Here is a 13,869-nt window from a genome sequence, read left to right as displayed (position 1 = left end):
CCCGGAATCGCGTCACGCGAGTCCGGGCCCGGCTGGTGATTCAATCGCTTTTGCGGGGAGAGAGCCCCGCCAGATACGCCGCGTGATCGGTCGCGGGCGCCAGGGACTCAGCGTGCCCCGTGATAAACCGCCTTCGCATCGGCGCCAGCACGAACTTGGCCGACAAACCTGCCGCGATGGTCACGGTCGCAGCCACCGTAAAGACGGCATCCCACCCGCCACGCGCCGACAGGATCGAAGCCAGCGGCACCAGCATCGCCGCCGTGCCCTTGGCCGTATACAACGTGCCGGCATTGGCCGCGGCAAACTTGCTGCCGAAGGTATCGGCGCACAGCGCGGGAAAGATCGAGAAAATCTCGCCCCAGAACAGGAACGTCAGCGCCGCGAACGTCATGAACAGATACGGGTTATGCCCGAACGCCATCAGCCCGAGCAGCGACAGCCCCTCGCCGATGAAGATAAAGAACATGGTGTTCTCCCGGCCGATGCGGTCCGAGATAAACCCGCACAGCGGCCGCGTAAGGCCATTGCACAGGTTGTCGATCGACAGCGTCATGGTGAGCAGCGGCAGCGTGAACCCCAGCATCGTCACTGGCATCGACGCGAAGCCGAAATCCCGTGCAATCGGACCCAACTGCGCGGTGGCCATGATGCCGCCGGCCGCAACCGCCACGAACGAGGCGTAGATGACCCAGAAAACTGGCGTCTTCACCATCCGCCCCGGCGTGAACTCGATCGGATTGGTCAGCACCGCCTTGGCCGCCACGGCGCCCACAGGCGGGCGCGGCTTGACCAGCAGCAAGGCCATCAGCAGGATGCTGACGCCTTGCAGGATGCCGAAAGTGATGAAGGCCATCTCGTAGCCCGAGCGCTGGATCATGTTGGCAATGGGAATCACGGTCAGCGCCGAGCCCGCGCCAAACCCGGCGGCGGTCAGCCCGGCGGCCAGGCCGCGCTTGTCCGGAAACCACTTGAGCGCATTGCCTACACAAGTGCCATACACGCCGCCGGCGCCGATGCCGGCGATCACCGCCGCCAGGTACAGCTGTGGCAGGCTGGTCGCATACGCATTGATGACCCAGGCCAGCCCCGCGCACACCGCGCCACATGCCACCACCGGGCGTGGCCCGATCTTGTCGACCAGCCAACCTTCAAGCGGCACCAGCCACGTCTCGGTCACGATGAAAATGGAAAAGGCTACCTGGATGGCCGACTCGCCCCAGTGATGCTTGGCGTTCATCGGGGTCACGAATAATGTCCAGCCGTACTGGAGATTGGCTACCAGCCCCATGCAGACCACACCGATCGCCAGCTGGAACCAGCGGTTGTGAAGCCAGCCCAAACGGCTTGCGGCTATTGCCGCCGAATTGTCGTGCGCCATGTCGTGTCTCCTGCATAGTGCGTGTCGCGCTCTGTGGCGCGACGGGTAGGCTTCTCTGGAAGGGGAGCCCTTGGTCACTACTTGATTGAGCGCGCCTGACATTGCGGCACGTGCATCCGTGGACTGATGCTAGTTCAAACTAAGTTCGGCACAGCATAAAGTTTTTTATTATGATCATTTACGATCCTTTATACATGGGACGGACGAGTGCATGAAGAACGCCACGCTGCGCCAGTTGAAGGTTTTCGAGACGGTCGCCCGGCACCTGAGCTTTTCCCGCGCGGCTGAAGAGCTACACCTGACCCAGCCCGCCGTCTCGACGCAGGTGCGCCAGCTCGAGGGCCACGTTGGCCTGCCGCTGTTCGAGCAGTTGGGCAAGAAGATCTACCTCACCCCGGCCGGCATCGAGATGCTGCATTACAGCCGCAGCATCATGCAGCAATTCCGCGAAGCGGAAGACGCCATGTCGCAGCTCAAGGGCATCTCCGGCGGACGGCTCAATGTGGCCGTGATCAGCGCCGGCGATTACTTTTTCCCGCGGCTGCTGGCAGAGTTCATGCAGCGCCATGACGGCGTGACGCTCAATCTGGCAGTGCACAATCGCGAGGAACTGCTGCACCAGCTTGCGGGCAACCTGACCGACCTGGCGGTGATGGTGCGCCCCCCGGAAGGCATGGATACCATCAGCGAATCCTTCGCGCCCCACCCTTACGTCATCGTTGCCGCGCCCAACCACCGGCTGGTCGGCGAGCGCAACATTCCGCTGGCGGCGCTGGCCGACGAAGCCTTCGTCGCGCGAGAAAAAGGCTCCGACACCTGGAACTCGATGCAGGAAGGCTTTGCCGGGCGCCTGTCCAACCTGCGCATTGCCATGGAGATCAAGAGCACCGAGACCATCAAGCAGGCCGTGATCGCCAACATGGGCATCGCCTTCCTGTCGGCTCACACCGTCGGGCTGGAACTGCAGACCGGCAATCTCGCCGTGCTGGATATCGAGGGCTTCCCGGTGATGCTCAACTGGTACGTGGTGCATCGCAAGAACAAGCGCCTGCCGCCGGTGGCGCTGGCCTTCAAGCATTTCCTGATGGAAGAAGGCGCCACCCTGATCCAGCGTATCACCGGCGTGGACAAGCTGATAAAACATAAACGATAGCTTATGGTTATTCAGCTAAACTTTAATTATCGTTAATTGATCGGCAAACCTATCCTCGTCTCAGGCCCACCTTTCACTGAGAGCCCGAGGAGTCCGATCATGAACCAGGTCCAGTTCGCAACCCGCGCCAGTTCCCATGCCGACACCGCTGCCAGCGCACCACGCAGGGTCGACGAATCGCAACTCGCGGCCTATAACGCCGCCTTCGCCGAGCTCGGCCTGCGCTTTCGCTGGGACAGCGAAATGTATGCCTGGCTGTGCGGCATCGAATGCGAGCACAGCCGCATCGCGCGCTATATCGAGCAGTACCACGCGCACCTGCTCAATGCCTACGACGCCGACTTCCTCAGCCGCCTGATCCTCGACAAGAAGGCCGACTACCTGCGTGCGATGGCGCATCAGGCCAACTGAGCACCTGCGCCTCTCTCTCCGGCAAGCCTGCGCCATGCACCAAGATCGCGCCGAGAGTGCGCCACCGCACATTGGCGCGACGCCAGGCTCGCTAATGTCTGCCTACCAATCAAGGACAAGGAGGCAGACATGGGGTCACAGACAATGTCCGGCGCCGGCGCGCCGGCCGGCACAATCGCGCAGCAGCGCGAAGGGGCATTCGCCAACACCGGTGACCTGCCGATGCAGAACTGCCCGATCGAACCCACCTGGATTCGCACGGGGGCTCCCCAATCGCGGGCCGCGCAGCACTCCCGCGCGATCGACGGCCTGGCGTCCACCAATGTTTGGGAATGCACCGGCGGCGCGTTCGAGTGGTACTACGGCTGGGAGGAGACCGTGCTGATCCTGGAAGGCCAGGTCAGGGTCACCAGCGCAACCGGGCGCGTGCACGTGCTGCGGGCCGGCGACATCGGCTATTTCCCTGCCAACACGACCTGGCTCTGGGAGGTCGATGGCTATGTGCGCAAGGTAGCGTTCTGCCGCAAGCAGGTGCCTGTCACGCTGCGCTTTGCCACCCGTGTGCTGGCACGCCTGAACTTCACCAACCGCGCCGGCGAGGCCTGCGGTACCGCCACGGCTGCCCTGCGCCGCGTGATGGCGCGGCTTGGCCTGCGCGATGCTTCCGCCCTTACCCTGCTGATGACGCTGCCGCTTTGACGCGCAAAAGGGCAAGCACCGGCGTGAGCCGGCGCCTGCCCTTTTCCTTTGCTGGATGCCAGCGCCCGGACTATCGACTATCCGCGCATGTGGTTGACCAGCGATCCGATGCCCTCGATCGTGACCTCCACCACGGCGCCATCCTTCATCGAGCCGACACCGACCGATGTGCCGCAGGCGATCACATCGCCAGGCATCAGCGTGAGATCCTGCGAGATCAGGCTCACCTGCTGCTCTGGCGAGAAGATCAGGTCGGAGAGCGGATAGTTCTGCCGCTGTGCCCCGTCGAGCCGCGTCACCACGCTGGCGCCGCGCCAGTCGAACTCCGTGACGATCACGGGGCCCAGGCAGCCGAAGGTGTCGAAGCCCTTGGCACGGCACCACTGCGGGAAATTCGGGTCTTCGGCGATCAATTCGCCGGCCGTCACGTCGTTGACCACGGTGTAGCCGAAGATATGGTCCGCCGCCTCTCCCGGGGCCACGTTGCGGCAGCGGCGCCCTATCACGATGCCCAGTTCGCCCTCGTAGACGATCTTGCCGCTGTAGCTGCGGGGCCGCAGGATGGCGTCGCCGGGGCCGGCCAGCGAACTCGCCGGCTTGATCAGGAATAACGGATGCGCCGGCACCGGCTTTTCCAGCTTGCGCGCCAGCGCATGGAAGTTGTTCCACAGCGCCACGATCTTGCCCGGCTCGCACGGGCTCAGCAGGCGCAGCCCCTCGCGCGGCACAGTTGCACCGGTGGGTTCCGGCCGCGCGTAGCCGGGGCCGTCGTACTCGATGACATGATCCCCCTCGATACGGCCAAAGCCGATCTCCCCGTCCCCGCTCTGGAAGCGAATCCACATTTGCACAGTCAACTCCTCCGGCGGGCGCGGCATGCTGTCCGCGCCCACCCTTGTGCCGCATTGTCGAAATGCCGGGCCTTGCCCTCAGATCTTGCCGGCGCCGCGAGCCCACTTGTACTTGGCGCCCAGCACCGCGACCGGGATCTCGGTCGAGTACGCGTAGGACGGCACGCCGTGTTCGTACAGGTACTCGGCAGCCTCCTCCACCTGCACGTCACCCGCCAGCGAGGCCACGATCGGCTTCTCGATGCCGCGCGCGGCCATTTCCTCCTTCACCTCCACCACCAGCTTGGCGAACACCATCGGTGGCGTGATGATGGTGTGCCAATAGCCCAGGATGATGGCGTGGATGCGCGGGTCCTCCATGCCCAGGCGCAAGGTGTTCTTGTACGTGGCGGGCGGCTCGCCGCCGGTGATGTCGACCGGATTGCCCGCCGCGCCAAAAGGCGGAATGAACTTGCGGAAAGCCGCATCCAGGTCGTCCGGCATGGTCATCAGCGACAGGTTGTTGTCCACGCACGCATCCGACAACAACACGCCCGAGCCGCCGGCGCCCGTGATGATCACCACGTTCTCGCCCTTGGGCGTCGGCAGCTTGGGAATGCCGCGTGCGAACTCCAGCAGGTCGCGCAGCGAGCGGGCGCGGATCACGCCGCACTGCTTGAACACGTCCTCGTAGATCTTGTCGTTGCCGGCCAGCGCGCCCGTGTGCGAACTGGCGGCGCGCGCGCCCATGCTGGTGCGCCCGGCCTTGAGCACGACCACCGGCTTTTTCTTCGAGACCCGCTTCGCCGCTTCGGCAAAGGCGCGGCCGTCCTTCAGGTCCTCGCAGTGCTGGGCGATGATCTCGGTGTTGTCGTCCTGCTCGAAGAAGGTGAGCAGATCGTCCTCATCGATGTCGGACTTGTTGCCCAGCCCGACAATGGCCGACACGCCCATCCTGGCCGAGCGCGAGAAGCCGATGATGGCCATGCCGATGCCGCCGGACTGCGACGACAGCGCCGCCTTGCCCTTGACGTCGTACGGCGTGCAGAAGGTCGCGCACAGGTTCTTGGGCGTGTAATAGAAGCCGTAGATATTCGGCCCCATCAAGCGGATATCGTGCTTGCGTGCGATGGCGACGATCTCTTCCTGCCCTTGCACGTTGCCGGTCTCGGCAAACCCCGAGGGAATCAGCACCGCGCCTGGAATCTGCTTCTTGCCCACCTCTTCCAGCGCCCCGGCCACCAGCTTGGCGGGAATGGCGAACACCGCCACATCCACCTCGCCCGGTACGTCGAGCACGCTCCTGTACGCGGTCATGCCCATGATCTCGCCGCCCTTGGGATGGATCGGGTAGATCTTGCCCTGGTAGCCGCCGTTGATCAGGTTCTTCATCACCGAGTTGCCGATCTTGCCATCCTCGTTTGAGGCGCCGATCACGGCCACCGAATCGGGTCGCATGATGCGGTTCATCTGCCTGACGATGTCTTCCTGGCTGGGGCGGTAGCGCTCCGGCTGCGGCGCGAAGTCCACCACGATGCGCACGTCGGCAGCAATGGCGCCGTCCTTGCTGGCGAATACCGGGTTAAGGTCAAGCTCCGAGATCTCCGGGAAATCGCTCACCAGTTCCGACACGCGCTGGATCATGCCGGCCAGCGCCTCGCGATTGGCCGGATCGGCGCCGCGCACGCCCTTGAGCACTTCGGCGGCGGCAATGCCGTCGAGCATCGACAGCGCATCGTCCTGGCTTGGCCGGGGCCATGCGGAAGGTAATGTCCTTGAGCACTTCGACCAGCACGCCGCCCAGGCCGAAGGCCACCAGCTTGCCGAAGGACGGATCGGTGACGGCACCAATGATGACCTCCTGCCCGCCGGTGATCATCTGCTGCACCTGAACGCCGACGATATTGGCGTTGGGGTCGTACTTCTTCGCATTCCCGACGATGGTCAGGTAGCCGCGCTCCACATCCGCAGCGCTGTTCAGGCCTACCAGCACGCCGCCGGCCTCGGTCTTGTGCAGGATGTCGGGCGAGACGATCTTGAGCACTACCGGATATCCCATCTTGTCAGCCAGCTCGACAGCGCCGGTCGGCGTCCGGGCCACGCCCTCGCCCGGCACCGCGATGCCGTAGGCATCGCACACCAGCTTGCCTTCGGGCGCAGTCAGCGCATTGCGGCCTTCTTCCTTCACGGCGGCGAGGATCTTCCTCACCGCGTCCTTGTTGTGTGCCATGTCAGGTCTCCATCTGTTCATGGATTGCGTAGGGATGAGCCGGTCCTCGCCCTCGCGCGAAAGCGCGAGGGCGGGCGGCTTGCAAACTCACTGCGGGAAGTGCTTGAAGTGCTTGAAGTGCCTCGTGCACGTTCAGGGCATCAGACTGCCCCGGCGGCGCGCAAGGCTTCGATCTGCGAGGGCGTGCGGCCCAGCCAGTCGAGGATCTCCCCGGTATGCTCGCCCAGCAACGGCGAGCGCTCGACCTCCACCGGCGATGCCGACAAGGTAATCGGGCAGCCGAGTTGCACGTACTGGCCGCGCTCCGGGTGATCCAGCTCCACCAGGTAGCCGCGCTCGTACAGTGACTTGTCCTCGATCAGGTCCTTCATCGACAGGATCGGCCCGCACGGCACATCGACCTCGTTGAGGGCATCCATGACTTCGAACTTGGTGCGCGTGCGCGTCCATTTCTCGATGATGGAGAAACACTCTTCCAGGCATTTGAGGCGGGCCTCCGGCGAGGCGAACTGCGGATGGGTAATCAGCTCCTCCCTGCCGCACAAGCGCATCAGCGGCTCCCAGCCTTGCGGCTGCACGATCACGTAGACGTAATCGTTGGCGCCGCCGGGCGCGCAGCGCAGCGCCGCGCCGGGCTGGCCGCCGCCAGATGCATTGCCCGCGCGCGGCACGAAGTCGTCGAACTCCTGGTTGGGGTACTCGCGCATCGGCCCGGCGGCCAGGCGCTGCTGGTCGCGCAGCTTGACCCGGCACAGGTTGAGCACGGCGTCCTGCATCGCCACTTCCACCCGCTGGCCACGCCCGGAATGCTCGCGTTGCAGCAGTGCCGCCAGGATGCCCACCACGCAGTGGATGCCCGTGCCGGAGTCGCCGATCTGCGCGCCGGTGACGGTGGGCGCGCCATCCGCCGTGCCGGTGGTGCTGGCCGAGCCGCCCATGCACTGGGCCACGTTCTCATAGGCCTTGCAGTCCGCGAAAGGGCCCGGGCCGAAGCCCTTGATCGACGCATAGATCAACCGCGGGTTCAGCGTCTGCAGGCGGTCCCAGTCGAAACCGGCGCGGTCCAGCACGCCGGGGCCGAAGTTCTCCACCAGCACGTCGCAGCGCTGCACCAGGTCTTCCAGCAGCGCCTTGCCCTCCGGCGTCTTCATGTTGAGCGTGAGGCTGCGCTTGTTGGAGTTCAGCATGGTGAAATACAAGCTGTCGGCGTTGGGCACATCGCGCAGCTGGCTGCGCGTGATGTCGCCGCGCCCCGGCAACTCCACCTTGATCACGTCGGCGATTTCCTTGTTCGGGTTGGCCAGGCCGGCGGCGATGGCAAAGCCGGTGCCGACGCCCAGCGAGCCCAGCGCGCCCGGGTCCATCCACTGGCCGGGACGGCGCGGACGCACCGCCTGCGCGGAAATGGTCACTACGTCGCCGCCGTCGCCAATGTAGACCGTGTTGTCCGCCAGGAACTCATTCAGTTCATACGCCACGCGATACGGATGGATCGGCGTGTTCTCCGAGCGCAACAGCGGCATCAGCTTTTCGGCGGCCACGGCCTCGGCCTCGGTCAACTGGCCCATCCACTTCTGCCGCGCCTGGCGCTTGTCGTGCTTGATGCGGCCGCTGGCGGCCTGCAGCACGGCACCGAGGATGGCGCCGGGGTCGCCCACCAGGCCAAGGTCGATCTCGCGGTTCTTGCCGACCGTGCGGTAATCCATGTCGATCTGCACCAGCGTCAGCTCCTTGCTGATGCGCTTGCCGTAGCCCATGCGGAAGTCGAACGGCGTGCCCACGATGATCAGTACGTCGGCATTGGCGAAGGCTTGCGTGCGGGTTCGGTCGAAGTGGTGCGGATCGCCCGGCGGCAGCAGCCCGCGGCTGGCGCCGTTGAAATAGCCGGGGATGTCCAGGCCCTTGAGCAGCGCGACGGCTTCCTCGTGCCCGCGCGCGGTCCAGACCTGCTGGCCGTAGAGAATCGCGGGGCGCTCAGCATTCACCAGGATGTCGGCCAGACGCTCGATATCCTTCGGATCGCCAATCGATTTGGTGGAAGCGCGATAGTGGCCGGGGCGCGGAATCACCGCGCGCGCCACGTCGACTTCGCGGTCAAGCACGTCGCGCGGGATTTCCAGGTACGACGGGCCGGGCGCGCCATTGAAGCACTCGCGCGCCGCCATCGCGATCATGTCCGCCACGCGCTCGGTGCTGGGGATGGTGGCCGCAAACTTGGTGATGGGCGACATCATGTCGACGTGCGGCAAGTCCTGCAGCGAGCCCATCTTGTGCTGGGACAGCGCGCCCTGTCCGCCGATATGGATGATCGGGCTTTCCGAGCGGAAGGCCGTCGCCACGCCGGTCACGGCGTTGGTGCAGCCCGGGCCGGCGGTGGTCACCACGCAGCCCAGCTTGCCGGTCTGGCGCGCGTAGCCGTCCGCCGCATGCGCGGCAACCTGCTCGTGGCGCACATCGATGATGCGGATGCCCTCGTCCACACAGCCGTCGTAAATATCGATGATATGGCCGCCACAGAGCGTGAAGATGGTGTCGACGCCTTCGTTCTTCAGGGCCCGCGCCACCAGGTGGCCGCCGGAAATCACGCCGGCATCGCGGGTCTTCTGCTTCAGGGTGTCTTCGGCCGTGGTGGATTCAGGCCGCGTGGGTGCGACTGCAGACATGTCTTGGTCTCCTCGTTGACTGGGTTGCGACAGGCTGTGACGCGGACCTGGCCCGTCGTCACGACACCCTTTCGCCCTTTGCTGCTTTGCTGCCTGGCCGGTGCCTACCCTGCATGTCACCTGCCCGGCGATGCCATCGATCCTTTTCGAAGGATCTTGATGACATACGGTATGTGATATATCAACGAAGCTCAAGGAAATTTGGATGCTGGCCATGATGTTTCAACGATGCGATGCAGCAAATCACCGATAAATGGAGGATAAATAAGCGCAATTGCTGAATGCGCGCCGATTCATTCCGTTTGCGCACGGCTGACCGGCGCTGCGCCCTTGTCCTCCTCCTTGGGGAAAAATCGCTTGTTTATCTTTGATATATTACATACCATATTTCACAGCGCGTTCTGCCGGACCATCCGGTTTCGCGGCTCGCCGGCACGCGCATCACCGAGAGCGAGGAGACTTGTGAACATTCACGAATATCAGGCCAAGGAACTGCTCAGGCGCTTCGACGTGGCCGTACCGCGCGGGGCCGTCGCGTTTTACCCCGGAGGAAGCCGCCAGCGCGGCACGCAAGATCGGCGGATCGATCTGGGTGGTGAAGTCCCAGATCCATGCCGGCGGCCGCGGCGCTGGCCGCTTTGCCGGCGAACCGGACGGCAAGGGGGGCGTACGCGTGGCCAAGTCAGTCGATGCCGTGCGTACGCAGGCCGAACAGATGCTCGGCAAAGTGCTAGTCACCAAACAGACCGGGGAAGCCGGCCGCGAAGTGCGCCGCCTATATGTCGAGGAAGGCTGCGAAATTGCCCGCGAGCTTTACCTGGGCATGCTGATCGACCGCGCCACCTCCCGCATCACGCTGATGGCCTCCACCGAAGGCGGCATGGAAATCGAGGAAGTCGCGGCCCGCACGCCGGAGAAGATCCTGAAGGTCGCGATCGACCCGGCCAGCGGCATCCAGCCCTTCCACGCGCGCCGCCTCGCCTTCGGGCTGGGCCTGAGCGGCAAGCAGGTCGGCGCGGCTTCGCGCTTTATCCTCTCGGCTTACCGCGCCTTTACCGAGCTGGACGCGTCGGTGGTCGAAATCAACCCGCTGGTGGTGACACGCGCCGGCGACGTGATCGCGCTCGACGCCAAGTTCAACTTCGACGACAACGCGCTGTACCGCCATCCGGACATCGAAGCCTTGCGCGACGAAGCCGAGGAAGATCCCGCCGAATCCGCGGCGGCCCGCCATGGGCTGAACTACGTCAAGCTCGACGGCAGCATCGGCTGCATGGTCAACGGCGCCGGCTTGGCCATGGCCACCATGGACATCATCAAGCTCTACGGCGGGGAGCCGGCTAACTTCCTTGACGTGGGTGGCGGCGCCACCAAGGAACGCGTGACGGCGGCCTTCCGCCTGATCCTCGACGACCCCAAGGTCAAGGGCATCCTGGTCAATATCTTTGGCGGCATCATGCGCTGCGACGTGATCGCCGAAGGCGTGGTGGCCGCCGCGCGCGAGATCGACCTGACGGTCCCGCTGGTGGTCCGGCTGGAAGGCACCAACGTGGCACTAGGCAAGGCCATCCTGCGCGACTCCGGATTGCCGATCCTGTCGGCCGATCACCTTGCCGACGCCGCGCAGAAAGTGGTCAAGGCCGTTCAAGCCCGCGTGCAAGCTGGCAAGAACGGCGATATGGGAGAGAAATGACATGGCCGTACTGATCCATCAAGACACCAAGGTGATCTGCCAGGGCTTCACCGGCGCGCAAGGCACCTTCCACTCTGAACAGGCGCTGGCCTACGGCACGCGCATGGTCGGCGGCGTCACCCCCGGCAAGGGCGGCGAGACACGTCTCGGGCTCCCGGTGTTCGACACCGTAGCCGCCGCGGTGGAGCGCACGGGCGCCGACGCCTCGGTCATCTACGTGCCCCCGCCCTTCGCGGCCGACGCCATCCTGGAAGCCGTGGACGCGGGCATCGGCCTGATCGTGTGCATTACCGAAGGCATCCCGGTGATCGACATGGTGCGGGTCAAGCGCGCGCTATCCGGTTCGGGCAGCCGTCTGGTCGGGCCAAATTGCCCGGGCGTGATCACGCCGGGACAATGCAAGATCGGTATCATGCCAGGCCATATCCATCGCCCGGGCAAGATCGGCGTGGTGTCCCGTTCCGGCACGCTGACTTATGAAGCGGTGGCGCAAACCACGGCCGCCGGGCTCGGCCAGAGCACCTGCATCGGCATCGGCGGCGACCCGGTCAACGGCACCAACTTTATCGATTGCCTTGAGATGTTCCTGGCCGACGACGACACCGAAGGCATCATCATGATCGGCGAGATCGGCGGCTCTGCCGAAGAAGAAGCCGCGCGGTTCCTGCAGGATGCGCGAGGCAGCGGGCGCGTCAAACCCGTGGTGGGCTTTATTGCCGGCACCACCGCCCCGCCGGGACGGCGCATGGGACATGCTGGCGCGCCTGATGGCGAAAGAGAACGGCGGACAATGTCCGCCGTTCCTGACTGCCAGAGGCAGGCGCCTCAAGTCTCAGCCCTCAATCCAGGAAGTCGCAGTTCTTCTCGACATAGTCAGCCAGATCCAGCGAATGCTGGCGCACCAGCTTCTCGGCCAGTTCGGTATCGCGCTTTTCCAGCGCCTCGATGATGCGCAGGTGATCGACAATGGAACGCGATGCGCGATCGCTCTGCGAGATCGTCATCTTCCGGATCGCGCGTACATGGATAAAGATGTTCTTGATCGAATCCATGATGACCTGCGACTTCGACAACTGCACGATCGCCTGGTGGAAGGCGATGTTCGCGTCGGAGTATTCCTCGATATGCTCGGCCGGCGTGGCATCGCGGAAGCTGTCGAACATATGGCGCAGCTGCGCGATCTCCTGGTCGCTGGCGTTCAGGGTAGCGAGGCGCGCCGCCATGCTCTCCAGCGCGGCCCACACCTGGATCATCTCGACGATCTCGCGCTTGGTCTTGCGCATGATATAGATGCCGCGGCGCGGTACCGTGCGCAGGAAGCCCTCCTGCTCCAGCAGCGTCATGGCCTCGCGGATGGGCGTGCGGCTCACGCCCAGCGCCTCGCTCAGGACCCGCTCGTCCAGCCGGATTTCTTCCGTCGACTGATAGATGTCGGCGTCGGCAATGGCCTGGCGCAGCATGGCGTAGGCTTGGTCGCGCAGGCTGGCGCCCGCGTTGATGGGTTGGAGGGACAGGGTCAGTCCAGCAGGCTGGACCGCGGATTGGGTTTGCGCAGACATGAATGGGCTCTTGTTGAAACCAGCGCCGCGGCGGACGGAACAGTCGCCTGCGGCTTCCCGCTTAGCTTACCAAAAGCAGCCGTTGCATGAGCTGAATGCATAGGAAAATGCACAATTGATATAAATCGGCTGCCAAGTGTAGCGGTTCTGCGTATATGGTATATCACATGGTGCACCGCCGTAACGGACCGGCGCACCCATTTCGTCCTGGGCGGCCCGGCATTCGCACTCAAGCCGCCTGCGCCATCCGTTCACGCTGCTTGATCAGGCCCAGCACCGCATCCACCATCGGCGTGGGCTGCTCCACCAGGCGCCCCATTTCCTGCACGACCGTTAGCAAAGGGTCGATCTCCATGGCCCGCCCAGCCTCGAGGTCTTGCAGCATGGAAGTCTTGTGCGCGCCAACCGCGCCGGCGCCGTCGATGCGGCGCTCCACATCCACGCGGAAGCGCACGCCAAAACGCTCCGCAATTGCCTGCGCCTCCAGCATCATCGCGCGCGACAGCCCGCGCGTGGCCGGGTCGGCGGTGATGACATCCAGCGTGGCGTGCGTGAGTGCGCTGATCGGGTTGAAGCACAGGTTGCCCCACAGCTTGAGCCAGATCTCGTCGCGGATATTGTCCCGGATGGGTGCCTCGAGGCCGCCGGCCACCATCATTTCGCTCAGGTGACTCACGCGCGCCGACTTGCTTCCGTCGGGCTCGCCCAGCGGGAATTTCTTGCCATAAACGTGGCGGATCACGCCGGGCTCGACGATCTCCGCGGCGGGATAGAGCACGCAGCCGATCGCCCGCTCGGGCCCCCAGGCCACGCCACTGGCGCCCGCCCGGGTCGACGCTCTCCAGCGTGGTGCCCGCGAGCGAGCCGCCGTGCTGGTGGAAGTACCAGTAAGGAATGCCGTTGACACCCGTCACCACCGCCGTCTTCTGCCCAAGCAAGGGCTGCATCAGGTCCACCACGCCCGGCACGGAATGCGCTTTCAGGGTGATAAAGACGTAGTCCTGCGGCCCCAGTGGCCGGGTCGTCCGTGCAATTGACCTTGGCCACCCTCTCCTCGCCCTCGCTCAGCAGCCGCAGGCCGTTGGCGCGCATGGCGGCGAGGTGGGGACCGCGCGCGATCAGGCTGACCTCGGCGCCCGCCAGTGCCAGCTGGACGCCGAGATAGCCGCCAATGGCGCCGGCGCCATAGATACATAGTTTCATGATGTCGTCTCCCGATGGTTTTATGGGTACCCATTGATATATCACAT

Annotated in this window: 7 protein-coding genes and 5 pseudogenes; 5 read left to right on the top strand and 7 right to left on the bottom strand. The window is 64.6% G+C overall.

Annotation, left to right across the window (positions count from 1 at the left end):
• Positions 1-40: 40 nt before the first annotated feature.
• On the bottom strand, positions 41-1,381 hold the full coding sequence (oxlT, locus tag OR16_RS01650) for an oxalate/formate MFS antiporter (RefSeq protein WP_006156233.1): 1,341 nt from the start codon (positions 1,379-1,381) through the stop codon (positions 41-43).
• A 211-nt stretch (positions 1,382-1,592) separates the two neighbouring features.
• Between oxlT and OR16_RS01645 the strand changes: the two genes are divergently transcribed.
• The 3 genes from OR16_RS01645 to OR16_RS01635 all read left to right on the top strand — a co-directional run bounded on the left by OR16_RS01645 (position 1,593) and on the right by OR16_RS01635 (position 3,644).
• A complete protein-coding gene (locus OR16_RS01645) occupies positions 1,593-2,534 on the top strand; it encodes a LysR family transcriptional regulator (RefSeq protein WP_006156232.1) in 942 nt (313 codons plus the stop codon).
• A 99-nt stretch (positions 2,535-2,633) separates the two neighbouring features.
• Entirely contained in the window at positions 2,634-2,945 is a 312-nt protein-coding gene (locus OR16_RS01640) for a hypothetical protein (RefSeq protein WP_006156231.1), read from the top strand.
• A 129-nt stretch (positions 2,946-3,074) separates the two neighbouring features.
• Positions 3,075-3,644 (top strand): cupin domain-containing protein, encoded by a 570-nt coding sequence (locus tag OR16_RS01635; RefSeq protein WP_237716886.1) that lies wholly within the window; start codon positions 3,075-3,077, stop codon positions 3,642-3,644.
• 77 nt (positions 3,645-3,721) lie between these two features.
• On the opposite strand, the gene OR16_RS01630 is transcribed toward OR16_RS01635, so the two are convergent.
• The 4 genes and pseudogenes from OR16_RS01630 to OR16_RS44375 form a co-directional block, all read right to left on the bottom strand.
• On the bottom strand, positions 3,722-4,495 hold the full coding sequence (locus tag OR16_RS01630) for a fumarylacetoacetate hydrolase family protein (protein WP_043418051.1): 774 nt from the start codon (positions 4,493-4,495) through the stop codon (positions 3,722-3,724).
• A gap of 78 nt (positions 4,496-4,573) precedes the next feature.
• Positions 4,574-6,704, bottom strand: a pseudogene (locus OR16_RS47160) (acetate--CoA ligase family protein).
• 140 nt (positions 6,705-6,844) lie between these two features.
• Positions 6,845-7,984 (bottom strand): annotated as a pseudogene (gene frc, locus OR16_RS44380) (formyl-CoA transferase); the annotation flags it as partial.
• Positions 7,985-9,367 (bottom strand): annotated as a pseudogene (locus tag OR16_RS44375) (thiamine pyrophosphate-binding protein); the annotation flags it as partial.
• Between the two features lie 462 nt (positions 9,368-9,829).
• Between OR16_RS44375 and sucC the strand changes: the two are divergent.
• Positions 9,830-11,060 (top strand): annotated as a pseudogene (gene sucC / locus OR16_RS01610) (ADP-forming succinate--CoA ligase subunit beta).
• A gap of 1 nt (position 11,061) precedes the next feature.
• On the top strand, positions 11,062-12,009 hold the full coding sequence (gene sucD, locus OR16_RS01605) for a succinate--CoA ligase subunit alpha (RefSeq protein WP_006156226.1): 948 nt from the start codon (positions 11,062-11,064) through the stop codon (positions 12,007-12,009).
• Here the strand turns inward: sucD and OR16_RS01600 are convergent.
• A complete protein-coding gene (locus tag OR16_RS01600) occupies positions 11,900-12,619 on the bottom strand; it encodes a GntR family transcriptional regulator (protein ID WP_006156225.1) in 720 nt (239 codons plus the stop codon). The genes sucD and OR16_RS01600 overlap by 110 nt on opposite strands.
• Positions 12,620-12,848: 229 nt before the next feature.
• Positions 12,849-13,822: pseudogene (locus OR16_RS01595) on the bottom strand (2-dehydropantoate 2-reductase).
• Positions 13,823-13,869 lie beyond the last annotated feature (47 nt).

It is taken from the genome of Cupriavidus basilensis OR16 (genome assembly GCF_000243095.1).
GTDB classification, from domain to species: domain Bacteria; phylum Pseudomonadota; class Gammaproteobacteria; order Burkholderiales; family Burkholderiaceae; genus Cupriavidus; species Cupriavidus basilensis_D.
Note: the sequence above shows the minus strand (reverse complement) of the source record. Positions and strands in the feature narration are given on the sequence as shown.

Excerpts from the sequence above, each read along its gene's own strand:
- oxlT (WP_006156233.1), bottom strand. The coding sequence starts at position 1,381 with ATGGCGCACGACAATTCGGCGGCAATAGCCGCAAGCCGTTTGGGCTGG.
- OR16_RS01645 (WP_006156232.1), top strand. The coding sequence starts at position 1,593 with ATGAAGAACGCCACGCTGCGCCAGTTGAAGGTTTTCGAGACGGTCGCC.
- OR16_RS01640 (WP_006156231.1), top strand. The coding sequence starts at position 2,634 with ATGAACCAGGTCCAGTTCGCAACCCGCGCCAGTTCCCATGCCGACACC.
- OR16_RS01635 (WP_237716886.1), top strand. The coding sequence starts at position 3,075 with ATGGGGTCACAGACAATGTCCGGCGCCGGCGCGCCGGCCGGCACAATC.
- sucD (WP_006156226.1), top strand. The coding sequence starts at position 11,062 with ATGGCCGTACTGATCCATCAAGACACCAAGGTGATCTGCCAGGGCTTC.
- OR16_RS01600 (WP_006156225.1), bottom strand. The coding sequence starts at position 12,619 with ATGTCTGCGCAAACCCAATCCGCGGTCCAGCCTGCTGGACTGACCCTG.